Genomic DNA, 25772 nt, shown 5'->3' with positions numbered 1-25772 from the left:
CATGTCCGCGACCCAGACCCTGACGCCGTCCATGAAGCGCCAGCGCCGCGCCGACATGCGCCGCAACGTCTTCTACCTGGTGCTGATCGTCATCGGCCTGGTGGCGCCCTTCGTGGCCTACCCGGTGTTCCTGATGAAGGTGCTGTGCTTTGCGCTGTTCGCCTGCGCCTTCAACCTGCTGCTCGGCTACGCGGGGCTGCTCTCCTTCGGCCACGCCGCCTTCCTGGCCACCGGCGGCTACATCACCGGCTACCTGCTGTCGAGCCACCCGGCGCTCACCCCGGAGCTGGGCATCCTCGCCGGGACCCTGGCCGCCGTGGCGCTCGGTGCGGTATTCGGTGCCGTGGCGATCCGCCGCCAGGGCATCTACTTCGCCATGATCACCCTTGCGCTCTCCCAGCTGGTCTACTTCATCTTCCTCCAGTCGCCCTTCACCGGCGGGGAGGACGGCCTGCACGGGGTGCCGCGGGGCGATCTGTTCGGTGTGATCAGCCTGGGCAACACCCTGGTGATGTACTACTTCGTGTTCGCCATCTTCCTGCTCGGCTTCGCCCTGAAGCAGCGTGCCGTGCACTCGCCCTACGGCCAGGTGCTCAAGGCGATCCGCGAGAACGAGCCGCGGGCGGTGTCGCTGGGCTACAACGTCGACGCCTACAAGTGGGTGGCCTTCGTGCTCTCCGCGGGCCTCGCGGGCCTTGCCGGCTCCACCAAGACGGTGGTGTTCCAGCTGGCCTCGCTGACCGACGCCCACTGGCACATGTCTGGCGAGGTGATCCTGATGACCCTGCTGGGCGGAGTGGGCACCCTGTTCGGTCCGGTGGTGGGCGCGGGCATCGTGGTCAGCCTGCAGCACCTGCTGGCCCAGTCGCCGCTGGGCAACTGGGTGGGGCCGATCCTCGGGGTGATCTTCGTGATCTGCGTGCTGAGCTTCCGCAGCGGCATCGTCGGCGAGATCCTCAAGTCCTACCGCAAGAACTTTAAATAAATTGCCGTGAATAACTTGGTGCTAGTTATGAATAGTGTCTACCTCTGTCATCCGCGGCGCAGCGCCGTGGGCCGTTTCGGCGGTACCCTCTCGAGTGTGCGCCCCGACGACCTGGCGGCCGCCATCGTCAAGGCGGTGCTGGCCGAGGCGCCGGGTCTCGATCCGGCCACCATCGACGACGTGTTCATGGGCTGTGCCAACCAGGCCGGCGAAGACAACCGCAACGTGGCGCGCATGGCGTCGCTGCTGGCGGGCCTGCCGGTATCCATCCCCGGCACCACCCTGAACCGCCTGTGCGGCTCCGGCATGGACGCGGTGGGCACTGCCTTCCGCGCCATCAGGGCCGGTGAGATGGAGCTGGCGCTGGCCGGCGGCGTGGAGTCCATGTCCCGCGCCCCCTACGTGATGGGCAAGGCCGACAGCGCCTTCTCCCGGGGCCAGAAGATCGAGGACACCACCATCGGCTGGCGCTTCATCAACCCGCTGATGAAGCCGGCCTATGGCGTCGAGTCCATGCCGGAGACCGCCGAGAACGTGGCCGAGCAGTTCAAGATCTCTCGCGAGGATCAGGACGCCTTCGCCCTGCGCTCCCAGCAGAAGGCCGCCGCCGCCCAGGCCGCCGGCCGCTTCGCGCTGGAGATCACCGCCATCGAGATTCCGCGCCGCAAGCAGGAACCGCTGCGCTTCGACCAGGACGAGCACCTGCGCGCGACCACCCTCGAGAAGCTCGCCGCCCTGCCGGCGCCCTTCCGCGAGGGCGGCAGCGTCACCGCCGGCAACGCCTCCGGGGTCAACGACGGCGCCGCCGCCATGCTGGTGGCAAGCGCCGCCGCGGTGGAGACGCACGGCCTCACCCCCATGGCGAAGATCCTCGGCATGGCCACCGCCGGCGTCGAGCCGCGCATCATGGGCATCGGTCCGGTGCCCGCGGTGCAGAAGCTGCTGGCGCGCACCGGCGTGTCGCTGGACGAGATCGACGTGATCGAGCTCAACGAGGCCTTCGCCGCCCAGGCGCTGGCCTGTATGCGCGAGCTGGGGATCGCCGACGACGACCCGCGGGTCAACCCCAACGGCGGTGCCATCGCGCTCGGCCACCCGCTGGGCATGTCCGGTGCCCGCCTGCTGCTGACCGCGGCCCATGAGCTGCAGCAGAGCGGCAAGCGCTACGCCCTGTGCACCATGTGCGTGGGCGTTGGGCAGGGCATCGCCACGCTGCTGGAGAGGACCTAGCCATGCAGGAGACCATGAAGACCGTCGTGATTACCGGCCACGGTGGCAATGAGGTGGTCGAGGTCAGGCAGGGCGAACGGCCCCGGCGACGGCCGGGCGAGGCGCTGGTGCGCCTGGAGGCGGGCACCCTCAATCAGGTCGATCTCTACATGCGTAACAGCGGCGCGGGCATCACCCACGAGCTGCCGCTGGTGATGGGGCTGGACGGCGCTGGCGTGGTGGAGGCCATCGAGGAGGGCGAGACGCGCCTGGCGGCGGGCCAGCGGGTGGTGGTCTTTCCCAACCTGATCTGCGGGCGGTGCGAGTTCTGCCAGCGGGGCGACGACGTGCTCTGCACCCGCATGAAGCTGATGGGCGAGCATGTGGACGGCACCTTCGCCCAGTGGCTCAGCGTGCCAGTGGAGAACCTCTTCCCCATGCCCGCGCACCTGGACTTTGTGCAGGCCGCGGCCCTGGGGGTCAACTACCTCACCGCCTGGCGGATGCTCTTCACCCGGGCGCAGCTGAAGCCCTGGGAGACCGTGCTGGTGTTCGGGGTGGGCGGCGGTGTGTCGCTGGCCGCCATGCAGTTGGCCGCCAGCATCGGCGCCAGGGTGATCGTCACCTCCCGGGAGGACGAGAAGCTTCAGCGGGCCCTGACGCTGGGCGCCCACGAGGCGATCAACGGCAGTACCGAGGAGGTGGCTCGACGCGTCATGGCGCTTACCGACGGCCGCGGCGTGGACGTGGTGGTCGAGAACGTTGGCGAGGCCGTCTGGGCCTCGGCCATGAAGTCGCTGGTGCGCGGCGGGCGCCTGGTGACCTGCGGGGCGACCTCGGGGGACCAGCCCTCGGCGGATATCAGGCGTCTCTTCATTCGCCAGTTGCAGATCATCGGCTCCACCAGCGGCAACGCTGCGGAGTTCCGGGAGCTGCTCTCCTACGTGGAGCGCCACGGGATCACCCCCGTCATCGACAGCGTCTATCCGCTGGAGGCCATTCACGATGCGCTGGATCGCCTCGAGTCGGGGAGTCGGATGGGCAAGGTGGGGCTGGAGATGGGGCACTGACCCCCGCGGGCACCACGCCAGAGACCGCCCTGCTTTTCACCCCGAGCCTACTCACCCCCTGATTACCGGAGCCCGCGATGAGCGCTACCCTGACGACCCTCGACAATATTACCTACGACGAATTGAAGGAGGGCGATGCCGCCACCTTTACTAGGACCCTGACCCGCGACGAGCTGGTGCTGTTCGCGGCCGTTTCCGGCGACGTGAACCCCCTGCACCTGGATGCCGACTTCGCTGCGGAAACCATGTTCAAGGAGCGCATCGCCCACGGCATGTGGAGCGGCTCGCTGATCTCCGGGGCGCTCGCCACCGTAATGCCCGGCCCCGGCACCATCTACCTGGAGCAGAGCCTGGCCTTCAAGCGTCCGGTCAGGCTGGGCGACACCCTGAGCATCATGCTGACCGTGGTCAGGAAGGAGCCCCGGAATCGCGTGGTGCTAGGCTGCGAGGTTCGCAATCAGCACGGCGCTCAGGTGGTCGTCGGGGAGGCGAAGGTGATCGCCCCCACCGAGAAGCTCTCGGTACCGAAGCCGACCCTGCCGGCCATCTCCATCGCGAGCTGAGCCCTACTATCCCTCTCTCTCGATCGGTCGCGCGCGACCGGTGGCTTGGCGACGGACAACCCCGTCGCCTTTTTTGTCGGCGTCATCGGCCATTATGCTTTTGTCGCAATGTTCCGGCGGTGCCCGGTTGATTCAGCGTGAGCTTTCGCCCCGCCGGCGCCCCCGGAGCGCTGGCGATCCCCCCTTCTGACCCTCCTTCGCCGCCGGCATGGCGGTCTCCTGACGCGGCAGCCGGTGGCAGGTGCCACCTGAGACACGAAGCTTTCGGTTAATGCATTGGTAAATCATGGGTTTTTTGCCGTCGGCCGTGGCGGGGCACTGACCTGCCCGGTCGGGCAGCCCGATACCCCTGAGGTATGGCGGGGTACCCATTCGATATTGGTTGCCTCTTGCGGCGAGCGCCAGAATCCCCTCGACATCCAGTAGAAGCGGACACCAGAGCCGCCCACACCATGGCCTTGCACTCCCCCTGACGCAGCGCAGGGCACAACGACAACGACGAGGAGATGACCCACCATGACCGTGAAGATCTTTGATACCCCCGACGTCCAGGATTTCCTGAAGACCGTCGCCGGCTTCGACCAGGAAGGTGGCAACGAGCGCAGCAAGCAGATCATGCACCGCCTGCTCTCCGACCTGTTCAAGCTGATCGACGACTTCGACGTCACCCCCGAGGAGTACTGGTCCGCCGTCAGCATGCTCAACGCCCTGGGCGGCCAGACCCAGTTCGGCCTGCTCTCGCCGGGCCTGGGCTTCGACCACTACCTGGACATGCGCCAGGACGCCATCGACGCCGAGGCCAAGCGCGTCGGCGGCACCCCGCGCACCATCGAGGGCCCGCTGTATGTCGCCGGCGCCCCGGAAGCCGAGGGCTTCGCGCGCATGGACGACGGGAAGGACCCGGATGGCGAGACCATGTGGTTGACCGGCCAGGTGCGTGACGTCGACGGCACCCCGATCGCCGGCGCCAAGGTCGAGATCTGGCACGCCAACTCCAAGGGCGGCTACTCCTTCTTCGACCCGACCCAGTCCGAGTACAACCTGCGTCGCACCATCTTTACCGACGCGGAAGGCCGCTACACCGCGCGCAGCATCATCCCGTCCGGCTACGGCGTGCCGGAAGGCGCCCCCACCGACGTGGTGCTGAAGTCCCTGGGCCGCCACGGCGAGCGTCCGGCGCACATCCACTACTTCATCTCCGCGCCGGGCCACCAGCACCTGACCACCCAGATCAACCTGGCGGGCGACCCCTACACCTTCGATGACTTCGCCTTCGCCACCCGCGAGGAGCTGGTGGTGCCGGCCGAGCGCATCGAGGCCCAGGACGTGATCGCCCAGCGCGAGCTGGACGGCCCCTTCTCCGAGGTGGTGTTCGACATCGAGCTGGCCAGGACCGACGTGGCCGAGCTGCAGACCCGCCACGCCCGTCCGCGCGCCAAGGAAGACGAGCAGGACCAGCACAGCCAGCTGGCCGGCACCGCCAAGGTCTGAGGCCCGGCCCTGACCCCGCGTCGGCCACCGGCCGACGCCCCCCGGATTCTCACAATGCACGTCTCGCCATGGCGGCCTCGCCGCCATGGGTAGGGGGAGCCTTGGCTCCCGCCAGGACGAGAGGTGCCTGACCCAGACAGCGTCTCTCACGAGACCCAGGAGTCCCGATCATGACCAGCAAGCTTGATCAACTCGAAGCGCGCGTGCGCGGTGCCGTCGTCGACGACGCCGAGGCCGGCATCTTCCGCTGCCACCGCAGCATGTTCACCGACCCGGCCTTCTTCGAGCTCGAGATGAAGCACGTCTTCGAAGGCAACTGGCTGTTCCTGGCTCACGAGAGCCAGATTGCCGAGCCGGGCGACTACATGACCGTCACCATGGGCCGTCAGCCGGTGGTCATCACCCGCGACAAGGCCGGCGAGCTGCACGCCCTGATCAACGCCTGTGCCCACCGCGGCGCCACCCTGTGCCGCCGCAAGCGCGGCAACAAGGGCACCTTCACCTGCCCCTTCCACGGCTGGACCTTCAAGAACGACGGCAAGCTGCTCAAGGCCAAGAACGAGAAGACCGGCGCCTACCCGGACGGCTTCAAGCAGGAGGGCTCCCATGACCTGACCCGCGTGCCGCGCTTCGAGAGCTACAAGGGCTTCCTGTTCGGCAGCCTGAACGAGGACGTCAAGCCGCTGGACGAGTACCTGGGCGAAACGAAGAAGATCATCGACAACATCGTCGACCAGGCCCCGGAAGGGCTGGAAGTGCTGCGCGGCACCTCCTCCTACACCTTCAAGGGCAACTGGAAGCTGCAGGCCGAGAACGGCGCCGACGGCTATCACGTCAGCACCGTGCACTGGAACTACGCCTCCACCATGGACCGCCGCAACTACGACGCCGGCGGCACCAAGGCGGTGGACGCCGACGGTTGGTCGAAGAGCCAGGGCGGCTTCTACTCCTATGAGAACGGCCACATGCTGCTGTGGACCCGCCTGCTCAACCCCGAGGTGCGTCCGGTCTACCAGAACCGCGAGTGGATCGAGGAGCAGTTCGGCGCGGCGCGGGCCGACTCCATCGTCAACCAGACCCGTAACCTCTGCCTCTACCCCAACGTCTACCTGATGGACCAGTTCTCCACGCAGATTCGCGTGCTGCGCCCGATCAGCGTCGACGAGACCGAGGTGACCATCTACTGCTTCGCGCCGAAGGGCGAGTCCGCCGAGAACCGTCGCGTGCGCATCCGCCAGTACGAGGACTTCTTCAACGTCTCCGGCATGGGCACCCCGGACGACCTCGAGGAGTTCCGCGGTTGCCAGACCGGCTACGAAGGGTCGCTGGCCGAGTGGAACGACCTCTCCCGCGGGGCCAAGCAGTGGATCGAAGGCGCCGACGACAACGCCAAGGCGATCGACATGCAGCCGCTGCTGAGCGGCGCCTCGCCGGAAGACGAAGGCCTCTACGTGCTGCATCACAAGCACTGGGTCGAGGAGATGCTGCGCGCCATCGACAAGGAACGCAGCCAGTTTATCGCCACCCAGAGCGCCTGAGTCAGGCCTTACCGAGAAGGGGAGAGACACCATGAGCCTTAGCTACCACGAGATCCAGGCCTTCCTGTACCGCGAGGCGCGCCTGCTCGACGACCGTGAGTGGGACGAGTGGCTGACCTGCTACAGCAAGGACGTCGAGTTCTGGATGCCGGCGTGGGACGACGACGACCAGCTGACCCGCGACCCGCACAGCGAGATCTCGCTGATCTACTACCCGAGCCGCGAGGGTCTGGAGGACCGGGTCTACCGGATCAAGACCGAGCGCAGCGGGGCGAGCACGCCGGAGCCGCGCACCACCCACCAGATCACCAACCTCGAGGTGCTCAAGGAGGAGGGCGGCAAGGTGGAGCTGCGCTTCAACTGGCAGACCCTGAACCACCGCTACAAGGAGACCCAGACCTTCTTCGGGAGCTCCTTCTACACCCTGGACGTGTCGGGCGAGAGCCCGCTGATCACCCGCAAGGTAGTGCAACTCAACAACGACTATATCCACCAGGTCATCGATATCTATCACGTCTGATCACGCCGGCCGGGTCATGTCGACTCGCGCAGATGGACGATGGCAGTGCGGCAGGGACGCCGTCTCAATTAAGAAGCTCTCTATAACAAGCAGGGGCCCCGAGCCCCCACCTCTGATCACCCGGAAGAACACAATGAAAACCACCTTCAAGCAGTGCGCCCTGACCTCCCTGATCGCCGCCGGCATGGCCGCCGGCAGTGCCGCCCATGCCAGCGACAACGGGGCCGTCAAGCTCGGCCTGATGCTGCCCTACACCGGCACCTACACCGCGCTGGGCGAGGCGATCACCAACGGCCTGGAGCTGGCCATCGCCCAGCACGGCGACCGGCTCGGCGGCCGTGACGTCGAGTACGTGAAGCTCGACTCCGAGGCCAACCCCTCCAAGGCCCCCCAAAACATGAGCCGCCTGGTGCGCGGCGACAACGTCGACTTCGTGATCGGCCCGGTGCACTCCGGCGTGGCCATGGGCATGCTGCGGGTGGCCCAGCAGACCGGCGCCATCACCATCATTCCCAATGCCGGGCTGGGTGCCGCCACCAACGAGCTGTGCATGCCCAACGTCTTCCGCACCTCCTTCAGCATGTGGCAGGACAGCTACCCCATGGGCAAGGCCGCCTACGAGATGGGCCATCGCAAGGTCGTGACCATCACCTGGGACTACGCCGGCGGCAAGGAGGACCTGGCGGGCTTCGAGGAGGCCTTCACCGAGGCCGGCGGCGAGATCGTGCGCCAGATCCTGGTGCCCTTCCCCAACACCGAGTTCCAGAGCTACCTGGCCCAGATCGCAAGCGACCGGCCCGATGCGGTCTACACCTTCTTCGCCGGCGGCGGCGGCGTGAGCTTCGTGCGCGACTACGCCGCCGCGGGCCTCAAGGAGTCCATTCCGCTGCTGGGCTCGGGCTTTCTCACCGACGGCAACCTGGCCGCCATCGGCGAGGCGGGGGAGGGGGTGATGACCACCCTGCACTATGCCGAGACCCTGGACACGCCCCAGAACCGCGCCTTCGTCGAGGCCTACCAGGAGGCCTACGGCCAGCTGCCCGACACCTATGCGGTGCAGGGCTACGACACCGGCATGATGCTGGTCCAGGCCCTGGAAGCCGTGGAGGGCGATACCGCCGACCGCGAGCGCCTGATCCAGGCGCTGGCCAGCGTCCAACTGGACAGCCCGCGGGGGCCGCTGAGCTTCTCCGACTCCCACCACCCCATCCAGAACGTCTACCTGCGCGAGATTCGCAACGGCAAGCACGAGGTCGTCGGCATCGCCCACGAGAACCTCGAGGTGCCGGACGAAGCCTGCCGCATGTAACGACTGCCTCATGCACAACGGGGCGGGCGCCGCTCGCCCCTCGGTCACGATTCTCGGAGGGGTCCCATGGATCTCGCATTCTTCGGCGTGCAGCTGCTCAACGGGCTGCAGTACGGCCTGCTGCTGTTCCTGATCGCCAGCGGTCTCACGCTCATCTTCGGCATCATGGGCATCATCAACCTGGCCCACGGCGCCATGTACATGATCGGCGCCTACCTGGTCTACGACCTGACCTTTCGCCTCGGCAACTTCTGGCTGGCTATCCTGGCGGCGATCCCCATCGCCATCGCGCTCGGCCTGATCATCGAGCGGCTGTTCCTCGACACGCTCTACAAGCGCGACCACCTCTACCAGGTGCTGCTGACCTTTGGCCTGATCCTGGTGCTCAACGAGATGCAGCGCATCATCTGGGGCGGCGACGTGCACAGCGTGCCGATTCCCGAGCTGTTCAGCGGGCGCATCCAGCTCACCGACAACCTGCAGTATTCGCACTACCGGCTGTTCGTGATGGGCGTCTGTCTGGCGCTGGCCGGCGTCATCTACTGGGTCATCCGCCATACCCGGCTCGGCATCATCATCCGCGCCGGCGCGGTCAACCGCGACATGGTGGAGGGGCTCGGCATCAACGTGCGCACCCTCTTCACCCTGATCTTCAGCGTGGGGGTGGCGCTCACCGCCTTCGCCGGGATGATCGCCGCGCCGCTCACCTCCATCGCCCCGGGCATGGGGGACAGCATCCTGATCACCTGCTTCGTGGTGGTGGTCATCGGGGGCATCGGCTCGATCAAGGGTGCCTTCTGGGGCGCGATCCTGATCGGTATGGCCGAGACCTTCGGGTCGGTCCTGATTCCCAGCCTGGCCAGCATGGTCATCTACCTGATCATGGCCGCCGTGCTGCTGGTCAAGCCACGCGGGCTGTTTGCCTGAGGGAGCCATCTCATGTTGCATCGCTATCCCAAGCGCGTCGTCATCATCATGCTGGTGCTGACCGCCTTCGTTGCCCTCTTCCCGCTGTGGGGCCCCGCCGTGTTCGGCGCCCAGAGCGACTTCATGATGGAAAAGATGACCCTGATGCTGATCCTGGCGCTGTTCGCCATGAGCCTGGATCTGCTGGTGGGGATCGTCGGCCTGGTCAGCCTCGGCCACGCGCTGTTCTTCGGCCTCGGCGCCTATACCCTGGCACTCGCCAGCCCCGCCTTCAGCCCCGCCGCCATCTGGTGGATGATGCCGCTGGTGATGCTGGTGGCGGCCCTGGCCGCGCTGGTGGTGGGCTTCCTGGTCATCCGCACCAAGGGCATCTTCTTCATCATGACCACCCTGGCCTTCGGCCAGATGCTCTACTACTTCGTCAACACCTCGCGACATACCGGAGGCACCGACGGGGTCTTCATCATGTTCCGGCCCAGCGTGGAGATCGGCGGCACCGTGCTGCTCGACCTCGACAACCCGCTGACCTTCTTCTATGTCTGCCTGGCCATGGTGGTGGTGGGCTATCTGTTCCTGCGCTGGCTGACCCGCTCCTTCTATGGCCAGGTGCTCGACGGCATCCATGACAACGAGCACCGCATGGAGGCGCTGGGCTATGCCACCAGCCACTACAAGCTGGTCGCCTTCGTGATCTCCGGGGTGATGGCCTCCCTCGCCGGCATGCTGGCGGCCATGCAGTACGGCTTCGCCAACCCGGCCCAGCTCGGCTGGCACACCTCCGGCGAGGTGCTGATGATGCTGATCCTGGGCGGCATGGGCACCATCTTCGGCCCGATCCTCGGCGCCTTCGCCTACGAGATCCTGCAGCACACCTTCGAGCACCTGACCACCCACTGGCCGATCCTGATGGGCATCACCATCATCCTCGCCGTGCTGGTGCTGCCCCGCGGCATCGCCGGGCTGATCATCGATCCGCCCAGCCGCGAGTCGCTGGCCAAGTCGCCGCTGCTCAAGTGGCTGAAGCGGGACACCACCACCGCGCGTAGCGAGGCGGCGAAGCCCGTCGCGCCTGCCACCAGCAAGGAGGGCTGAGCCATGAGTGCCACGACACATCACGACGCCCTGCTCGAGACCCCTTTACTTAAAACCCCTCTGCTTCAAACCAAGGGCCTGACGCGCCGCTTCGGCGGCCTGGTGGCGGTCAACAGCGTCGACTTCACGCTCCGCCAGGGCGAGATCCACGCCATCCTCGGCCCCAACGGGGCGGGCAAGAGCACCCTGATCAACCTGCTCTCCGGCGAATTTCCGCCCTCCGCAGGCGAGATCCTCTTCCAGGGCCAGCCGATCCAGGGCCGGAAGGCGCGCCAGATCGCCCGGATGGGCATCGGCCGCAGCCACCAGAAGACCAACATCTTCCCGCGGCTGACCTGCCTGCAGAACTGCCAGCTGGCGGCGCGCATCCACCTGGGCGGCGTCTTCGGCAGCTGGCGGTCGCGCCACCGGGCCCGCGAGGTGGACGAGCGCGCCCTGGAGGTGCTGGAGACCTGCCAGCTTACGCATCGCGCCCATACCCCGGCCTCGGCGATGAGCTACGGCGAGCAGCGCCAGCTGCAGATCGCCATGGTGCTGGCCACCGCGCCCAGGCTGATGCTGCTCGACGAGCCCATGGCCGGCATGGGCCGCGAGGAGACCGCCCAGGTCACCGAGCTGCTCAAGGGGCTCTCGGACCGCTATCCGCTGGTGCTGATCGAGCACGACATGGACTCGGTGTTCCGCCTGGCCGACCGCATCACCGTGATGGTCGATGGCTGCGTGCTGGAGACCGGCCCCACCGCCCAGATCCGGGCCAGCGAGCGGGTGCGGGACGTCTATCTCGGCCGTCATCATGAGGAGTCCGCCGCATGACACTGTCATCCACTGCCGCCCCGCTGATCGAGGCCAGGGGCCTGCACACCTACTACGGCGAGAGCCATGTCCTGCACGGGGTCGACCTGCGCCTGATGCCCGGCGAGACCCTGAGCCTGATGGGCCGCAACGGCATGGGCAAGACCACCACCCTGAAGTCGATCCTCGGCTTCGTGCCGCCGCGGGAGGGGGAGGTCAGCATCAAGGGCAAGCCCACCACGAAGCGGCGCCCCTGGCAGCTGATCCGCCAGGGGATCGGCTATGTGCCGGAAGGGCGCGGCATCTTCCCCGGCATCAGCGTGCGCGAGCACCTGATCATGGCGGCGCGGCCCAACGAGCGGGGCGAATCGCCCTGGACCCTGGAGCGGGTGCTGGACACCTTCCCGCGCCTCGGCCAGCGCATCAATCACGATGGTTCCTTCCTCTCCGGGGGCGAGCAGCAGATGCTCTCCATCGGCCGGGCGCTGACCACCAATCCCGACATGATCATCCTGGACGAGGCCACCGAGGGCCTGGCACCGCTGATCCGCGACGAGATCTGGAAGATCATCCGCGAGATCAAGGCCTCGGGCATCGCCAGCATCATCGTCGACAAGAACATCGACAACCTGCTGGAGGTGGCCGACAAGCACCTGCTGCTGGTCAAGGGCGAGGTGGTCTACAGCGGCGATTCCCAGGGGCTCAGGGAGGATCCGTCGATTCTCGATACTCATCTGGGCGTCGCCTGACGCCGCACTCTGCCAACCAAGACGGAGCCAATGATGCAACTGCACAAGGACTGGTCGATCCCCGCCGTGACGGCGGGTTTCGTGGCGGTGCTGATCTCCTACGCGGGGCCCCTGGCGATCTTCTTCCAGGCCGCCCAGAGCGCGGAGATCTCCACGGCCATGATGACCTCCTGGGTCTGGGCGATCTCCATCGGCGCCGCCGCCTCCGGCATCGGGCTCAGCCTGTGGCTGAAGGTGCCGGTGGTGACTGCCTGGTCGGCACCGGGGACGGCGCTCCTGGTCACCCTGTTCCCGGGGCTGTCGCTCAACGAGGCGGTAGGTGCCTACCTCATCGCGGCGGCGATCCTCTTCGTGGTGGGCATCACCGGCTCCTTCGACCGCATCGTCCAGGCGATCCCGCCGGGTATCGCCAGCGCCATGATGGCGGGCATCCTGTTCCAGTTCGGGGTGGGGGTCTTCGAGTCCCTTGCGTCGGTACCGGCGCTGGCCATCGGCATGGTGATCGCCTACCTGGCCTTCAAGCGGCTCACCCCGCGCTACAGCCTGATCCTGCTGCTGATCGTCGGCGTGGTGCTGGCGGTGGTGCTGGAGGGGGCGAGCCTGCGCGGGGTCTCGATCCAGCTGGCCGAGCCGCAGTTCATCCGGCCCGAGTGGACCTGGAACGCCACCCTGAGCCTGGCGATCCCGCTGGTGCTGGTCAGCCTCACCGGACAGTTCCTGCCGGGCATGGCCATCCTGCGCACCTCCGGCTACAGCACGCCGGCCAGGCCGATCGTCACCGTGACCAGCCTGACCTCCTTCGTGACGGCCTTCTTCGGCGGCATCACCACGGTGGTGGCGGCCATCACCGCGGCAATCTGCACCAGCAAGGAGGCCCACGAGGATCCCGACAAGCGCTACGTGGCCGGGGTCGCCAACGGGCTCTTCTACCTGATTGGCGGCACCTTCGCCGGCACCATCGTGCTGCTCTTCACCTCGCTGCCCGGCGAGTTCGTGGCGATCCTGGCGGGGCTGGCGCTGATCGGCGCCATCACCAGCAACGTCAGCGCCTTCGCCGCCCACAGGGACCACCTGGAGGCATCGGTGATCACCTTCATCGCCACCGCCTCCGGGATCAGCTTCCTGGGCCTGGGCTCCGCCTTCTGGGGCGTGGTGGTGGGGGCCCTGGCCTACCAGCTGCTGCACCGACCCTTCACGCTGTCGCGGCGCCCCGCTGCCGAGGCGGCTTCCGAGAAACAACAATAGGCGCCAGGCGCCGATCACAGACGTGCCGGGTCATTCCGACAACTCGCCCGGCGCCTCGAGGAGAACCTTCATGCAGACGATCCATGTGGCCCTGGACGAGACCGACCACTCCCTGCGCGGCCTGGCGCTGGGCCGTAACCTGGCGGCCCAGCTCGGGGCCTCGCTGAGCGTGGTGTCGGTGGTCGCCGACCCGGCCCAGTCCGAGGGGCGGCGGGATGCCCTCAGGGCTCGCCTGGCCGAGGAGAAGACCCCCGGCCTCGCGGCGATCCCGGTCGAGGTGGTGGTGAACGACAGCGCCAAGGACGCCCTGGCGAGCCTGGCCGATCAGGAGGGCGTTGGGCTGTGCCTGGGCGCCCACGGGCGTCGCCCGGTGCCGGAGATGCTGATCGGCAGCGTGACCGCGGGCGTGGTGCGCCGCGCCAGTCGCCCGGTACTGCTGTGCGGGCCCCGCTACGCGCCCGAGCGCCATGGCCGGGTGGAGGTGGTCATGGTGTGCGTGGATGGCTCCCCGCTCTCCGAGGCGATGCTGCCCCACGCGGTGGCGCTGGCCGAGCGCTTCGGGGCCCGCCTGCAGCTGCTGCAGGTGATCGACGCCAGTGCCATGGCGGCGGCCGCGGGGGAGGGCGCCCCGGGCGACGTGATGGAGTCCGGCTATGTGCATGGGCTGGCTCGTCGCCTGGAGCGGGAGTACCGCATCGAGGTGGACTGGGAGGTGCTGCACGGCACCCCGGCCGACGCCATCGTCAGCTACCTGGCCGACAGCCGCGACGTGCTGCTGGCCATGACCACCCACGGGCGCAGCGGCCTCTCCCAGGTGGTGGCCGGCAGCGTCAGCCACGAGGTGCTCCACGAGGCCTGCTGCCCGGTGGCGGTGATGCGGCCCAGGGGCTGACCTCGTCGAGTCCGTCGGGCGAGTGGACCCGCCCTCTGGCGGGTCGCTTGCCTCTGGCCTGTCGAATGCCGTCTCGTCTCGGCGTCGGGAAGGTCAGCCCTCGGCGGTCTCGCGGACCAGCTCGACCAGGTTGTGCAGCGCCGGTGAGTCGTTGTCCGGCCGCCAGGCGAACCACAGCGGCATGTCGCATGTGTCCAGCTCCGGCAGGCGCAGGAAGCGGATGCCCGGCATGGGGTGGCAGCTGCTGGCGGCGGGCAGGATGGCAATGCCCAGGCCCGCCGCCACCATGCTGAGGATGGCGATGTTGTCGGCGCCGTACTGCACCACCCGAGGATGGAAGTCGAGGCGCTGGAAGTGGGCCTGGACGCGGTCGTAGTAGACCGGCGAGGCGCTGCGAAAGCCCCAGACGAAGTCGGCATCGCTCAGCTCGGCCAGGCTCGCCGGCGGGGCGCTGGCCCAGGACGAGGCCTCCGGCACCGCCAGCAGCAGGTGGTCGGGCTGCAGGCGCCGGGCCTCCAGCCCCGGGTGGCCGTCACCATCCAGGTAGAGGATGCCGGCATCCAGGCTGCCTTCCCGCAGCCGCTCCAGCTGGGGCCCCGACAGCAGCGGGAAGACCTCGAAGGCGACCTGCGGATAGCGGTCGCGGTAGCGCCCCAGCAGCTCCGCCACCTCCGGCACCCAGAGGTGGGTCACCGTCACCCCCAGACTGACCTTGCCGATCACTCCCTGGCCCAGCGAGGCGAGGCGAGCCCGGAGCCGGGTGCGCCGGTCGAGCAGCGCCTGGGCCTCCTCGTAGAGGGCCTGGCCCGCCACCGTCAGCCGCATGCCGCGGGCATGGCGGTCGAACAGCCGCGTGTCGAGATCCTCCTCCAGCAGCCGGATCTGGCGCGTCAGGGCCGGCTGGGCGATATGCACGCGGCGGCTGGCGGCGGAGATGGAGCCCTCCTCCACCACGGCGACGAAGTAGTGCAGCTGACGGAATTCCATGGGAACGGCAATACCTGGATGGCATGGGTGTCATCCATTATTGATACTTTTGCTATGGGGTCCAGGGGCGGATAGTGGAATGACGACTATCGCGACAGCGGGAGAGTCCGGTCCGCGTCCAGCGGTGCCGGCGCCGAAGGAGCAACTGCCCCGGAAACTCTCAGGCCACCGGACCGCTGTGGCGTCAACGATTCCGAAGAGCGGCCGGCGACAGCGTCCGTCGGCACACCGAAGGAGCAAGCGGGCACCGGCTACCGGGCTACCGTGAATCTCTCAGGTTCCATGACGGAAGGGGTGCTCGCTGCCAGGCGGCAGCGGGGTCAACCCGACGCGTCTGGAGAAGAGCGATGCAACGTATTGCCGTCATCGGGGGGGGCATCACGGGCGTCACCACCGCCCATGCCCTGCTCAAGCGTGGCCTGGACGTCACCCTCTACGAGCGCAACCGCTATGCGGCCATGGAAACCTCCTTCGCCAACGGCGGCCAGCTCTCGGCCTCCAATGCCGAGGTCTGGACCCACTGGCCCACGGTGCTCAAGGGGTTGCGCTGGATGCTGCGTGCCGATGCCCCCCTGCTGGTCAACCCCAAGCCCTCCTGGCACAAGCTGAGCTGGTTCGCCGAGTTCATGGCGGCGATCCCCCGCTATGCCGACAACACCACCGAAACGGCGCGCCTGGCGATCGCGGCCCGCGACCATCTCTACCGGTGGGCCCGGGAAGAGAACATCGAGTTCGATCTGGAGCGGCGGGGCATCCTGCATATCTACCGCGACCACAAGAGCTTCGCCCATGCCGAGAAGGTATCCGAGCTGCTGGCGAAAGGAGGCCTGGAGCGTCGGGCGGTGACGCCCGAGGAGATGCGTGCCCTGGAGCCGAACCTGGCCGGCGACTACTACGGCGGGTTCTTCACCGAGAGCGATGCCACCGGTGACATCCACAAGTTTACCCAGGGCCTGGCGGCCGCCATCGAACGACGCGGGGTGACGACGCGCTACGGCATGGAGGTCCGCGAGGTGGGAGCCGATGCCGACGGCGCCTGGGTGGCCACCGAGCTGGGGCGTGAGGAGTTCGACGGCCTGGTGGTCTGCGCCGGTGTCGGGAGTCGCGGCCTGGCGGCCAGGCTCGGCGATCGGATCAATGTCTATCCGGTCAAGGGCTACTCGATCACCGTGCACCTCGATGATCGCGCCTCCCGGGAGGCGGCGCCCATGGTCAGCCTGCTCGACGACGAGGCCAAGCTGGTCACCAGCCGCCTGGGGGCCGATCGCTTCCGGGTCGCCGGCACGGCCGAGTTCAACGGGATCAATCGCGATATCCGCCATGACCGGATTCGCCCCCTGATCGACTGGGTCGAGCAGTGCTTCCCCGGCGTCAGCACCCGCCGGGTCGTGCCCTGGGCCGGCCTGCGCCCCATGCTCCCCGACATGATGCCCCGGGTGGGCAGGGGGCGGCTGCCCAGCGTCTTCTACAACACCGGTCATGGTCACCTGGGCTGGACCCTCTCCGCCATCACCGCCGAGCTGGTGGCCGATGCCGTGACGGTGGCGGAGGCCGGCCGGGCGAGCCCGAGCCTGGCCCGCTAGCGAAAAGCTCCCGGCCGGGAGGTCGGGAGCCTGCTCCCCGAGGGAGCCTTCCATGCCCGATTGATATGGATGGCATCCAAAGACTCTATTTTTTCTATCTCTCGGCCTGGGCCATAGTCGAACGACAACCCACAACAAGACTCGCTTCGCGAGCTGGATGACTCCCATGACCAAGACCTATCACCTGATGACGGGGCTGCACTTCGCGCTGTGCACCCTGGCCATGATCTGGCCCGGCGCCCTGATCGCCAACCGCATCGAGCCCACCGTGCTCGGCCTTCCCTTCCTGTTCTTCTGGTACGCCCTATGGATGCTGGTGCTGTTCGCCGGCATGTGGGTGGCCTTCGTGATCCGTCACGGGGGTGGCCGCCATGAGTGATTCCCTGATCGTCGTCGGCATCACCCTGACCTACCTCGTCGGCGTGCTCTGGGTCGGCCTGCGCGCCCGGGGCCAGGAGAGCTCGAGCCTCGAAGGCTACGTAGCCGGGGGGCGCCACGTGGGCGTGGTGATCCTGTTCTTCATTCTCGGCGCCGAGATCTTCTCCGCCTTCGCCTTCCTGGGGGCGCCGGGCTGGGCCTACCAGCATGGGGCGCCGGCCTTTTATATCCTGGCCTACCTGTCGCTGGTGCCGATCACCATCTGGGCCATGGGCCCTCGGGTGGCGGCGCTGGGGCGCCAGAAGGGCTACCTGACCCAGGGCGACATGATCGCCGACCACTACCAGAGCCGGCCGCTGGGCATTCTCGCCGGGGTGATCGGGGTGCTGGCGCTGGTGCCCTACCTGACGATCCAGATCGCCGGGGCGGGCCTGCTGTTCCAGGCCGCCACCGACGGGCTGATCCCCTTCTGGCTCGGCGCCCTGCTGGCCTTTGTGGTGGTCGCCGCCTACGTCTTCTGCAGCGGCCTGAACGGCATCGGCTGGACCAACCTGATCCAGGGCATCATGATGATCGCCATCGCCTGGTTCCTGGGCCTGTCGATCTCCGAGCGCCTCTACGGCGGGGTCGGCGAGATGTTCAGCCAGATCCAGCTGACCATGCCCGAGTACCTGACCATGCCCGGGGCCACCGGCATGAACTGGGGCTACTTCAGCACCGCGGTGCTGGTCAGCGCCTTCGGCGGCGCCATGTGGCCGCACCTGTTCATGAAGTTCTACTCCGCCGACAGCGGCAAGACCCTGCGCAAGGTCAGCGTCTTCTATCCCCTCTACGCCTACCTGCTGGTGCCGCTGCTGTTCATCGGCTTCGCCGGCATCCTGGTGTTTGCCGACGAGCCCCTGGTGCGTTCCGACACCGTGCTGCTGCGCATGGTCATGGACGTGGCCAACTTCTCGCCCTGGGTCATCGGCCTGATGCTCTCCGGCGCCCTGGCGGCGGCCATGTCCACCGGTGCCAACCTGGCCCATACCGCGGCCATCGTGCTGGTGCGTGATGTGATGGGTCCCACGGTGATGAAGGGTGCCAGCGAGAGGGCCACGGTGAGCGTGACCCGCTGGAGCGTGCTCGCCCTGTCGCTGATCGCCTACCTGTTCGCCCTGGCCAACCCCGCATCCCTGGTGCTGCTGCTGCTCGGCGCCTATGGGCTGATCGTCCAGCTCTTCCCGATGGTCATCGGCGCGCTGTTCCTGCCGCGGCTGCGTCGCGCCAGCGTGATGGGCGGCGCCCTGGTCGGCAGCCTCGCCTACCTGCTGATGGACTTCGTCTGGAGCTCGCCGCTGGGCTGGCACGCCGGCGTCTGGGCGATGCTGCTCAACGTCGGCGTGGTGGCGGCCTGGCAGTGGCTCGGCAAGCCCGCCCTGGCGGTTCCGACCCCGCAACGCACCCCATGAGCGCCAAGGAGGCCATGATGACGACGCAAACCCCGACGTGGGATCTCAAGGGCGCCATCGGCGCCCGGGTGGACGCGACCCTGGAGGAGGTCCAGGCGCTCTATCGCCAGCTTCACCAGCATCCGGAGCTTCCCTTCCAGGAGCATGAGACATCCGCCCGACTCGCCGAGGCCCTGGCGGGCCTGGGCTATGAGGTGACCCGCGGCGTGGGCGGCACCGGCGTGGTAGCGCTGCTCAGGAACGGCGAGGGGCCTGTGGTGATGCTGCGCGGCGACATGGACGCGCTGCCCATCAGGGAGGCGACCGGGCTCGACTTCGCCAGCCGGGAGACTGCCGTCGCCGAGGACGGCAACGAGGTGCCGCTGATGCACGCCTGCGGCCACGACCTGCACAGCAGTTGCCTGGTGGGCGCAGCCGCGGTGATGGCCGGGCTAAGGGAGCACTGGTGTGGGACCCTGATGCTGGTCTGCCAGCCCGCCGAGGAGATCTTCGGCGGGGCGAAGGCGATGCTCGACGACGGCCTCTACACGCGCTTCGCGCGGCCGGACGTGATCCTCGGCCAGCACAACATGCCGGCCCTGGCGGGCACCGTGGGCCATATCGCCGGCGGCGCCATGGCCGCCTGCACCAACCTGGCGGTGACCATCCACGGGGCGGGCGGCCACGGCTCCATGCCCGCCCAGACGGTGGACCCGGTGGTGATCGCCGCCCACGTGGTGACCCGCCTGCAGACCATCGTCGCCCGGGAGGTGCCGCCGGAGGAGACCGTGGTGGTCACCGTCGGCAAGCTGCACGCCGGCACCCAGGCCAACATCATCCCCCACTCGGCGGAGCTGGAGATCAATATCCGCAGCTTCGACAACGCCCTGCACCGCCAGGTGGTCGCGAGCATCGAGCGCATCGTCCGCGCCGAGTGCGAGGCGGGACGCTCGCCCAGGCCGCCGGCGTTCCGGGTGCTCAACGAGACCATCGCCCTGCACAACGATCCGACCGCGGTGGAGCATGTACGACGCGCCCACGCCGAGCACTTCGGCGAGGCCGGCCTCTACGCCATGCCGCGGCTCAACGGCAGCGAGGACTTCCCCTTCTTCGGCCATGCCGAGGCGGGGGGCTTCGGGGGGGAGGATATTCCCTGCGTCTACTGGTTCATCGGCGCCACGCCGGCCGGGCGCTGGGCCGATACCCCCGGAGCGAGCGTTGCCGAGAAGATGCGCCACCTGGAGATGCCGCACTCTCCCTACTACTTCCCGGGCAACGCCGTGACCCTGCGTACCGGGATCGAGGCCATGGCCGCCGGGGCACTGGCCTGGCTGGCGGCCTGAGCCCTCAGCGCGAGTCATCGGGGGCACCGTCGTGCCCCCGCTGCTCCGGCTTCACCTCGTAGTCCCCCTCCAGCACCTGCTGTTCGCGGTGGCGGCCGGCGGCGTCGCGGGTCTCGCGATAGCGGGTCTCGCGGTAGTGGAAACCGCCTCCCACATCCTCGGCCTGGTCGGCGCGCATCTTCTCCATGCGCTTCTTCAGCCGGTAGCGCAGCAGCGGCATCAGCGCCCAGCCGAGCAGCAGGAAGAACAGCCCCAGCACCATGGCGACGATCATCATGGCGCCGAACAGCAGCCAGGCAAGCAGCATCTTCAGGCTGCCGAGCAGGCCGCCGGCGTTGGTCTGCCGGGCGCGCTGCTGCCACGCCTGGGCGGTGCGCCAGGCGACGTTGCGGTGGTAGTCGCGGCGCGGGTCCTGGTCGGGGCCTCGGGAATCGGACATCACTCTCTCCGTTGGGCGGCGCATGGCGCCGCAGGAAATGGGGCCCTCGTAGGGGCTGGCCCTTGGAAAGCGGGCGGGGCGCTTCGTTCCGAGGATGGCTCAGGATGCGACCAGCCGCCACAGCGCGGCGGTGAGGATGCCGGCGGTGATCGCCGGTAGCGGCTTGCGCAGCGCCAGCATCACCGCGGCCGTGGCCACCAGCGCCATGCGGGCGCCGCCGTCGCCATGGACGGCCATGGGCGTGATCACCGCCACCAGCACCGAGCCGGCCATGGCGTTGATGAAGCGCTCGACGCGCGGGCCGATGGGCACCCGGGCCATCACGAAGACCCCGCCGGCGCGGGTCAGGTAGGTGGTCAGCGCCATGATCAGGATGGCCAGCAGCACCCCGCCGTTGGCGGCCGTCAGGGTCATCGGGTCGCCTCCTGGCGGGCGGGGGGCAGCAGCAGGCCTACCAGGCCGCCGGCCAGGGCGCCGACGATCACATGGGCATGGGGCGGCAGCCAGGCCATCGCCGCCAGGGCGGCGATGGCCGCGGCGCCCCAGGGCAGCAACACGCCGAGGTCGCGCTTGTCGCCCACCAGCATGGCCAGCAGGAAGCAGCCCATGATGGCATCCAGCCCGAAGCGCTCGGGCTCGCCGATGCCGCTGCCGAAGGCCACGCCCAGGCCGGTGCCGATCATCCAGGTGGTCCAGAGGGCGATACCGCCGCCGACCAGGATGCCCAGCCGCGCCGCCGTGGAGCCGCCGCTCATGGCCATGGCCCAGTTGGCGTCGCTGAGCAGGACCAGACTGGCGTAGCGCCGACCGGCGGGAAGGTCGCGAAGGTGGGGGTAGAAGGCGGCGCCCATCAGCAGGTGGCGGGCGTTGATCGCCAGGGTGATGGCCACCAGGGGCACCAGCGGGATGGTATCGCCCCACAGTTCCAGGGTGGCGAACTGGGCGGCCCCGGCGAACACCAGGCCGCTCATCAGCAGTGTCTCCAGGCCGGAGAGCCCCTGCTGCAGGGCCGCGACCCCGAAGGCCAGGCCGAAGACGATGACGAACAGCGAGAGCGGGGCCATGCGCCGGAAGCCCTCGACCAGGTGACCAAGGGTCGCTTGTGCGTCGTCGTCCCGGCTCATGAGCGCCACACCTCGGCGACGATCTCGTAGCTTCTCAGCTGATCCTCCAGGGCGTAGACGTCGGTGTTGAGCATCAGCTCGTCGGCGCCGGTCTGCTCGAGGAAGGCCTCGAGCCCCGCACGCACGGTGTCCGGACCGCCGACGATGGCCGCACCCAGGAACTGCTGCAGCTGGGCCTCCTCCATGGGGGTCATCGACAGGTGCTCCACCGGCGGCTTCGCACAGGTACGCTGGCCGCGGATCATCCCCAGGAACTTCTGCCGGGCGGTGGTGGCCAGGTACTCGGCGTGGGCGTCGTTGTCGGCGGCGATCACCGGCAGGCCCACCATGGCGTGGGGCCGCTCCAGCACCGCGGAGGGGCGGAAATTGTCGCGATAGAGGCGCAGCGCCTCGAACAGGTAGCCGGGGGCGAACTGGGCGGCGAAGGCGAAGGGCAGGCCGAGGCGGGCGGCCAGCTGGGCGCTGTAGCCGCTGGAGCCGAGCAGCCAGATCGGCACCTTGGTGCCCTGGCCGGGTACGGCCCGTACCCGCTGGCCGGGCTGCGCGTCGCCCAGGAAGCCCTGCAGCTCCTCGAGGCGCTGGGGGAAGTCCTCCACGCCGGCGTAGGGGTCCCGGCGCAGGGCGGCCATGGTGGCGCCGTCGGAGCCCGGCGCGCGTCCCAGCCCCAGGTCGATGCGCCCGGGGTAGAGGGTCTCCAGGGTGCCGAACTGCTCGGCGATCACCAGCGGCGGGTGGTTGGGCAGCATGATGCCGCCACTGCCTACCCGGATGCGTTCGGTAGCACCGGCCACATGGCCGATCAGCACGGCGGTGGCCGCGCTGGCGATGCCCTCGATGCCGTGGTGCTCGGCCAGCCAGAAGCGGGTGAAGCTCAGCCGCTCGGCCAGCCGCGCCAGGGCCACGCTCTCCCGGAAGCTGTCGGCGGCGCTGCCGCCCTCGCGGATCGGTGCCAGGTCGAGGACGGAGAGGGGCGTGTCGGCGAGACGGGGCATGGCGACTCCTGGAAGCGCTGGGGGGAAAGACGTTAGCCTGCTGAACGTTTTCATCATCGGGGCAGCGGGCGCCGCATGCAATCCCCGGCGGGCCTGCCATGCGGCAAGGGCGCATGCCTGATAGACTCATCCTGTACAATACTTGGACATAGAAGGTGCCGATATGGCAGATCATGGAGGAAAGACGGTCTTTACCGTCTCTGCGCTGATCATCCTGGCGCTGGTGGCGGTGGGAGCCGCCTTCCCGCAGGGATTCGGCAATGCCGCCAGTGCCGCCCTGGCCGGTGTCACCCAGCTGTTCGGCTGGTTCTACCTCTTCTCGGTGTTCGGGTTCGTGATCTTCCTGCTGGGCCTGGCCTTCAGCAAGTACGGCAAGATCCGCCTCGGCCCCCAGGACAGCACCCCGAGCTTCAGCTTCTTTTCCTGGATCAGCATGCTGCTGGCCGCCGGCTTCGGCGTCGGTCTGGTGTTCTACGGCATGGCCGAGCCGATGTTCCACTACATCGAGCCGCCCTACGGCGACATGCCGGCCGAGACCACCGAGGCGGCGCGCTATGCGATCCAGTACAGCTACTTCAACTGGGGCATCCACCAGTGGGCGGCCTTCGCGGTGGTGGGCCTGATCATCGCCTACTTCCAGTTCCGCAAGGGCCAGGCCGGGCTGGTCTCCTCGGTGCTCTCTTCGGTGACCGCCAAGCATCCCGGGGCGCGCCGCTATGCCCCGGCGCTCGACGTCTTCGCCGTGGTGGCCACGGTGATGGGGGTGGCGACCTCCCTGGGGCTGGGCGTGCTGCAGATGAACGGCGGGCTCAACGCCGTGTTCGGCCTGCCCGAGTCGGTGCTCTGGCAGTTCCTGATCCTCTTCGTGATGTTCCTGGCCTACATGGCCTCCACCTGGTCGGGCCTGGACAAGGGCATCAAGCGCCTCTCCAACCTCAACATGATCCTGTGCATCGGCCTGATGCTCTACGTGCTGGCGACCGGCCCCACGGTGGCCATCCTCGAGACCATCACCCTGGGGATCGGCGACTACCTGCAGAACTTCATCGGCATGAGCCTGCGCATCTCGCCCTACTCGGACAACACTTGGGCGAGCAGCTGGACCATCTTCTACTGGGCCTGGGTGATCGCCTGGTCGCCCTTCGTCGGTACCTTCGTGGCGCGGGTCTCCCGGGGGCGCACCATCAAGCAGTATGTCTTCGGCGTGCTGGTGGTCCCGCCGCTGCTGGCCTGCCTGTGGATCGGCGTGTTCGGCGGCGCGGCGCTCAACATGGAGCTTAACGGTGACGTGGGGCTGGCCGCGGCCACCCAGGCCAACATCACCGTGGCGCTGTTCGAGATGTTCGCCCTGATGCCCTTCAGCGGCCTGCTCTCGGTGGTGGCGATGCTGCTGATCTTCATCTTCCTGGTCACCTCGGCGGACTCCGCCTCCTACATCGTGGCCCAGATGACCGACAACGGCTCCATCAACCCGCCGCTCTTCAAGCGGGTGGTGTGGGGCGTGCTGATCGCCGCCATCTGCCTGACGCTGATCGCCGCCGGCGGCCTCACCGGCCTGCAGTCGGCCTCGGTGCTCTCGGCACTGCCCTTCACCTTCATCCTTTACGGCATGGTGGTGGTGCTGGTGCGCGAGCTGCGCGCCGACCGCAAGGCCATGCTGACCCAGCTCTTCCGTCGCCATGGCGAGACCCCGGTGGGGGCCGACGCCTTCGAGGCCGAGCTGCTCGGTGAGGAGGAGCGCCTGCGCCGGGCGCCGAATGTGGTCAATCGTCGCATCAATCGCCGCGACGGGATCTGACGCTGGCTGCCTGCGTCGTCTCCGCTGGCCTGGGAGCGTCGCAGGTCGTAAGCTCAGGGGAAATGGTGAAATCGGACTTCCGCCATGTCTCTCCTTCCCACGGCCCGCGGCCCTCGGCGACGCGGTGCCACCCGCCGGCGACCGTCGCGTCGACTGTCCGGGGCGCAGTTCGATCGCTGGCTGGATCGGCTGGTCGACGTGGCCGTGATCGTGGCGCTCGTGGTCGGGGGCGCTGCCCTGATCCTGACCCTGCTGCTGTAGGCGGCTGCCTGCACCGGGGCAATGCTCGCCAAGGGCTGCGCTGCACCTGCTCGCCGTCACCGGCTAGCCATACTCGGCTCCTGCCGCTGGATAAAGGATACCGGCCCATGTTGGGATTCTTGCAGGGATTTTCCTATGGCCTCTTCATGACCTGCCTGCCCTGGCTGCTGGTGGGGCTGGTCAATCCGTCGCTGGCTCTGGGCACCGAGACTCCGGCACGCTGGCAGGTCATCGTCCGCTACTGCCTGGTGGTGCCCTCCATCAGCATGCTGCTGTGGCTGACCTCGCTGTGGGGTGGCTTCGGGCCAAGCCTCCCGGGGTGGTTGGCGGGCATCGTCGCGGTTCCCGTGGCGCTGCCGCTAGAGCGGCGCCTGCGCGGCTGGCTGCGTCAGCGGCGAGAGCGCCGCCTGCGGATACAGCGCGAGGCCGAGAGCCGGCAGCGCCGGAGTCGACAGGCCCGTGATGCCCAGGAGGCCGGTGTGGCCGTCCTCGATCCGGACCGGCCGCCGGCGGACGCCGACAGCCTGGTGCTGGCCATGTGCCGAGCCAAGCAGGGCCTGCTCGAGGCGAGCCGGCCAGACCTGGCCGTTCAGGCCGACCGCCTCTACAGCCGCTACCGCCATGTGCTGGCGGTGCTGAGGAGCCGCTTCGACAGCAGCGAGCTGGCCTTCGAGCGGGCGCGGGGCCTGGTGGCCGAGGTCTGCCTCGGCGCGGTGGATACCCTCAACGCCATGGCCTCCCAGGCCCGCGGGGTCGCCAGCGTGGATGCCGATTTCGTACGCCGCCGCCTGGCCGCCGATGACAGGCGGCTGGGCGAGGAGGAGCGGGCCGCCCTGGTGCGTCGCCTGGAACTGGTCGAGGAGACCGAGCATCGGCTGGGCGAGCTCGCCGCGCGCAACGAGTCGGCGCTGACGGTGCTCGACGATACGGCAGTGGCCATGGCGCGTATCGAGACCGGGCGACCCCAGGCATCCTTGACCACCGACCGAGCCCTCGAGGAGCTGCGCCGCTTCGTCGAGGGGGCCGACCGCTACGGGCGAGGCAGTGGATGAGGA

General features: G+C 68.3%; 26 protein-coding genes and 1 riboswitch. Of the genes, 21 read left to right on the top strand and 5 right to left on the bottom strand.

Annotation, left to right across the window (positions count from 1 at the left end; translation table 11 throughout):
* The first annotated feature begins 1 nt into the window (after position 1).
* The 14 genes from NFC98_RS15975 (at position 2) to NFC98_RS15910 (ending at position 14382) form a co-directional block, all read left to right on the top strand.
* The gene (locus NFC98_RS15975; RefSeq protein WP_254275897.1) at positions 2-985 is read left to right on the top strand and encodes a branched-chain amino acid ABC transporter permease; all 984 of its coding nucleotides are present in this window, start codon (positions 2-4) and stop codon (positions 983-985) included.
* 27 nt (positions 986-1012) lie between these two features.
* Positions 1013-2215 carry a 3-oxoadipyl-CoA thiolase gene (gene pcaF / locus NFC98_RS15970; protein ID WP_254275896.1) on the top strand — a complete coding sequence of 401 codons (1203 nt, stop codon included), beginning with the start codon at positions 1013-1015 and terminating at the stop codon, positions 2213-2215.
* A gap of 14 nt (positions 2216-2229) precedes the next feature.
* Positions 2230-3264 (top strand): zinc-binding dehydrogenase, encoded by a 1035-nt coding sequence (locus tag NFC98_RS15965; protein ID WP_254275895.1) that lies wholly within the window; start codon positions 2230-2232, stop codon positions 3262-3264.
* An 89-nt stretch (positions 3265-3353) separates the two neighbouring features.
* Positions 3354-3827: a MaoC/PaaZ C-terminal domain-containing protein gene (locus tag NFC98_RS15960; RefSeq protein WP_367948968.1), complete on the top strand. Its 474-nt coding sequence runs from the start codon at positions 3354-3356 to the stop codon at positions 3825-3827.
* 516 nt (positions 3828-4343) lie between these two features.
* Positions 4344-5318 (top strand): catechol 1,2-dioxygenase, encoded by a 975-nt coding sequence (gene catA / locus NFC98_RS15955; RefSeq protein WP_254275893.1) that lies wholly within the window; start codon positions 4344-4346, stop codon positions 5316-5318.
* A gap of 170 nt (positions 5319-5488) precedes the next feature.
* A complete protein-coding gene (locus NFC98_RS15950) occupies positions 5489-6856 on the top strand; it encodes a Rieske 2Fe-2S domain-containing protein (RefSeq protein ID WP_254275892.1) in 1368 nt (455 codons plus the stop codon).
* A 31-nt stretch (positions 6857-6887) separates the two neighbouring features.
* Complete coding sequence (gene benB, locus NFC98_RS15945) at positions 6888-7376, top strand: benzoate 1,2-dioxygenase small subunit (protein WP_254275891.1); 489 nt, start codon at positions 6888-6890, stop codon at positions 7374-7376.
* Between the two features lie 133 nt (positions 7377-7509).
* On the top strand, positions 7510-8685 hold the full coding sequence (locus NFC98_RS15940) for an ABC transporter substrate-binding protein (RefSeq protein ID WP_254275890.1): 1176 nt from the start codon (positions 7510-7512) through the stop codon (positions 8683-8685).
* A gap of 66 nt (positions 8686-8751) precedes the next feature.
* Positions 8752-9612: a branched-chain amino acid ABC transporter permease gene (locus tag NFC98_RS15935; RefSeq protein WP_254275889.1), complete on the top strand. Its 861-nt coding sequence runs from the start codon at positions 8752-8754 to the stop codon at positions 9610-9612.
* 12 nt (positions 9613-9624) lie between these two features.
* Entirely contained in the window at positions 9625-10704 is a 1080-nt protein-coding gene (locus NFC98_RS15930; protein ID WP_254275888.1) for a branched-chain amino acid ABC transporter permease, read from the top strand.
* Positions 10705-10707: 3 nt separating this feature from the next.
* Positions 10708-11517: an ABC transporter ATP-binding protein gene (locus NFC98_RS15925; RefSeq protein WP_254275887.1), complete on the top strand. Its 810-nt coding sequence runs from the start codon at positions 10708-10710 to the stop codon at positions 11515-11517.
* Entirely contained in the window at positions 11514-12245 is a 732-nt protein-coding gene (locus tag NFC98_RS15920) for an ABC transporter ATP-binding protein (protein WP_254275886.1), read from the top strand. The genes NFC98_RS15925 and NFC98_RS15920 overlap by 4 nt, the downstream gene beginning before the upstream one ends.
* A 33-nt stretch (positions 12246-12278) precedes the next feature.
* Positions 12279-13490: a benzoate/H(+) symporter BenE family transporter gene (locus NFC98_RS15915; protein ID WP_254275885.1), complete on the top strand. Its 1212-nt coding sequence runs from the start codon at positions 12279-12281 to the stop codon at positions 13488-13490.
* Positions 13491-13560: 70 nt separating this feature from the next.
* Positions 13561-14382: a universal stress protein gene (locus NFC98_RS15910; protein ID WP_254275884.1), complete on the top strand. Its 822-nt coding sequence runs from the start codon at positions 13561-13563 to the stop codon at positions 14380-14382.
* Between the two features lie 93 nt (positions 14383-14475).
* Here the strand turns inward: NFC98_RS15910 and NFC98_RS15905 are convergent, their stop codons facing one another.
* A complete protein-coding gene (locus NFC98_RS15905; RefSeq protein WP_254275883.1) occupies positions 14476-15369 on the bottom strand; it encodes a LysR family transcriptional regulator in 894 nt (297 codons plus the stop codon).
* 88 nt (positions 15370-15457) lie between these two features.
* A riboswitch (glycine riboswitch) is annotated at positions 15458-15555 on the top strand.
* On the opposite strand from NFC98_RS15905, the gene NFC98_RS15900 reads away from it, so the two are divergent.
* The 4 genes from NFC98_RS15900 to NFC98_RS15885 all read left to right on the top strand — a co-directional run bounded on the left by NFC98_RS15900 (position 15546) and on the right by NFC98_RS15885 (position 20103).
* Positions 15546-16952: a D-amino acid dehydrogenase gene (locus NFC98_RS15900; RefSeq protein WP_367948967.1), complete on the top strand. Its 1407-nt coding sequence runs from the start codon at positions 15546-15548 to the stop codon at positions 16950-16952. Its footprint overlaps the riboswitch before it by 10 nt.
* Before the next feature lie 166 nt (positions 16953-17118).
* Entirely contained in the window at positions 17119-17331 is a 213-nt protein-coding gene (locus NFC98_RS15895; protein ID WP_183331971.1) for a hypothetical protein, read from the top strand.
* A complete protein-coding gene (locus NFC98_RS15890) occupies positions 17324-18781 on the top strand; it encodes a sodium:solute symporter (protein WP_254275881.1) in 1458 nt (485 codons plus the stop codon). The genes NFC98_RS15895 and NFC98_RS15890 overlap by 8 nt, the downstream gene beginning before the upstream one ends.
* A gap of 17 nt (positions 18782-18798) precedes the next feature.
* Positions 18799-20103, top strand: coding sequence for an amidohydrolase (locus tag NFC98_RS15885; protein WP_254275880.1), 1305 nt, complete (start codon positions 18799-18801; stop codon positions 20101-20103).
* 4 nt (positions 20104-20107) lie between these two features.
* On the opposite strand, the gene NFC98_RS15880 is transcribed toward NFC98_RS15885, so the two are convergent.
* From NFC98_RS15880 to NFC98_RS15865, 4 genes are all read right to left on the bottom strand, one after another.
* Positions 20108-20542 (bottom strand): hypothetical protein, encoded by a 435-nt coding sequence (locus NFC98_RS15880; protein ID WP_254275879.1) that lies wholly within the window; start codon positions 20540-20542, stop codon positions 20108-20110.
* Positions 20543-20641: 99 nt separating this feature from the next.
* On the bottom strand, positions 20642-20956 hold the full coding sequence (locus tag NFC98_RS15875) for an AzlD family protein (protein WP_183331979.1): 315 nt from the start codon (positions 20954-20956) through the stop codon (positions 20642-20644).
* A complete protein-coding gene (locus NFC98_RS15870) occupies positions 20953-21666 on the bottom strand; it encodes an AzlC family ABC transporter permease (RefSeq protein WP_254275878.1) in 714 nt (237 codons plus the stop codon). Before NFC98_RS15870 ends, NFC98_RS15875 begins: the two co-directional genes overlap by 4 nt.
* Positions 21663-22658 carry an LLM class flavin-dependent oxidoreductase gene (locus NFC98_RS15865; RefSeq protein WP_254275877.1) on the bottom strand — a complete coding sequence of 332 codons (996 nt, stop codon included), beginning with the start codon at positions 22656-22658 and terminating at the stop codon, positions 21663-21665. The genes NFC98_RS15870 and NFC98_RS15865 overlap by 4 nt, the downstream gene beginning before the upstream one ends.
* A 163-nt stretch (positions 22659-22821) precedes the next feature.
* Between NFC98_RS15865 and NFC98_RS15860 the strand changes: the two genes are divergently transcribed.
* From NFC98_RS15860 to NFC98_RS15850, 3 genes are all read left to right on the top strand, one after another.
* Positions 22822-24456: a BCCT family transporter gene (locus NFC98_RS15860; RefSeq protein ID WP_254275876.1), complete on the top strand. Its 1635-nt coding sequence runs from the start codon at positions 22822-22824 to the stop codon at positions 24454-24456.
* Between the two features lie 84 nt (positions 24457-24540).
* Positions 24541-24717 carry a hypothetical protein gene (locus NFC98_RS15855; RefSeq protein ID WP_254275875.1) on the top strand — a complete coding sequence of 59 codons (177 nt, stop codon included), beginning with the start codon at positions 24541-24543 and terminating at the stop codon, positions 24715-24717.
* Positions 24718-24824: 107 nt separating this feature from the next.
* The gene (locus NFC98_RS15850; protein ID WP_254275874.1) at positions 24825-25769 is read left to right on the top strand and encodes a cobyrinic acid a,c-diamide synthase; all 945 of its coding nucleotides are present in this window, start codon (positions 24825-24827) and stop codon (positions 25767-25769) included.
* Positions 25770-25772: the final 3 nt, after the last annotated feature.

It is taken from the genome of Halomonas sp. 3H, assembly GCF_024206005.1.
Classification (GTDB): Bacteria; Pseudomonadota; Gammaproteobacteria; order Pseudomonadales; family Halomonadaceae; genus Halomonas; species Halomonas campaniensis.
Note: the sequence above shows the minus strand (reverse complement) of the source record. Positions and strands in the feature narration are given on the sequence as shown.